The sequence below is a fragment of the Vibrio sp. 03_296 genome, assembly GCF_002265885.1.
Genome location: NZ_NPKW01001179.1, coordinates 1 through 1,466, shown reverse-complemented (window position 1 = coordinate 1,466; position 1,466 = coordinate 1). Strand labels below are relative to the sequence as shown.

Sequence of the window (1,466 nt, the reverse complement as noted above, 5' to 3'; positions counted from 1 at the left end):
CTAAGTTCGGAATCGATAACCGCTGAAAGCATCTAAGCGGGAAGCGAGCCCTGAGATGAGTCTTCCCTGATACTTTAAGTATCCTAAAGGGTTGTTCGAGACTAGAACGTTGATAGGCAGGGTGTGTAAGCGCTGTGAGGCGTTGAGCTAACCTGTACTAATTGCCCGTGAGGCTTAACCATACAACACCCAAAGGGTTTTGATGGACTCAAAGCAAGAACGAATTGAATGTGTAGAGAACGCAAACAGCTTTCCAGATTTTTTGCCTTCAGTTTTTAGAAAAAGCTGAAAGTAAAAGCAAGAATTTGCTTGGCGACCATAGCGTTTTGGACCCACCTGAACCCATTCCGAACTCAGAAGTGAAACGAAATAGCGTCGATGGTAGTGTGGGGTTTCCCCATGTGAGAGTAGAACATCGCCAGGCTTACTTACCGCTTTTAGATTRTTAAAGTCTAAGAGCAAAACTAAAACCTAGCATTATTTAAGTAAGACTAAGTTTTAGGACAATTTGYGGAGAGATGGCTGAGTGGTTGAAAGCACCGGTCTTGAAAACCGGCGTACGTTAATAGCGTACCTAGGGTTCAAATCCCTATCTCTCCGCCACTACATAGAAAGCCTGCAAAGTAATTTGCAGGCTTTCGTCATTTCTGACGTTTGAGAACTAGAAGGTATTTGTGTTAACCACCGATTGTGTACTAGTTTGGAACATTCACTTGTCAGGTCTATCCATCTTCTCGAACACATCTGTCTGACTCTGGCCGAACATTCCAAAAAACTATTCCAAGCCCTACATACTTTGGAGACAATGCCTTCGTAATCCGCAAAAGATGGATTGGCGAGATAGTGTTGTCTTAACCYACTCCACACTTGTTCTATCGGKTTTAGCTCTGGWGAATAGGGTGGGAGCTTGRTGATACTGACATTATCAAATGGCTCAGCAATGTCATTGGTATGCCAACCYGCGCYATCCATAATGACCACTGCGTGACGACCTTTTTCGGTCACCGYGGAGAGCTGYTTCAGATGCTCAACCATAATGTTCTTGTTAACCCRAGGAACGACCATTGCCTCGYCAATACCTCTAGCGGGACATACTGAGCCAAACAAATACGCATATTCAAACTGCTGCTGTTTTACCACTCTTGGTCTTGAGCCATGCTCAGCCCAAAGTCGAGTTGTCGTGTTTTGCTGGGCGACCCGTTCTTGGTTTCTCTTGCAGTCCTTCAAGCCCTTCTTCACGGAATGTTTGTACCCATTTATTCACACTGGTTCTACTTACCTTCAGGAACTTAGCCATTTGGGTTCGAGAGTGACCATCTTTAAAATGGGCCAATGTGAGTAATCGCATCTTCATTTGAATAGATTTTTGTTGGCTAGCAAGTTTTTTGAAATCAATGCTATTGAGACTGTCCATAGCGTCATTTATTACGAAGAAGTAACAGCCTCAATTAGATCATACTTTTAGT

1 tRNA gene, 2 rRNA genes and 1 pseudogene are annotated in these 1,466 nt (G+C 43.7%); 3 read left to right on the top strand and 1 reads right to left on the bottom strand.

Annotation, left to right across the window (positions count from 1 at the left end):
- The 3 genes from CIK04_RS30765 to CIK04_RS30755 form a co-directional block, all read left to right on the top strand.
- Positions 1 to 182: ribosomal RNA gene (locus CIK04_RS30765) — 23S ribosomal RNA — on the top strand; the annotation flags it as partial.
- A 126-nt stretch (positions 183 to 308) separates the two neighbouring features.
- Positions 309 to 424 (top strand): 5S ribosomal RNA (rrf, locus tag CIK04_RS30760).
- A gap of 88 nt (positions 425 to 512) precedes the next feature.
- Positions 513 to 603: transfer RNA gene (locus CIK04_RS30755), tRNA-Ser, on the top strand.
- A 108-nt stretch (positions 604 to 711) separates the two neighbouring features.
- Here the strand turns inward: CIK04_RS30755 and CIK04_RS30750 are convergent.
- Positions 712 to 1,414: pseudogene (locus CIK04_RS30750) on the bottom strand (IS630 family transposase); the annotation flags it as partial.
- Positions 1,415 to 1,466: the final 52 nt, after the last annotated feature.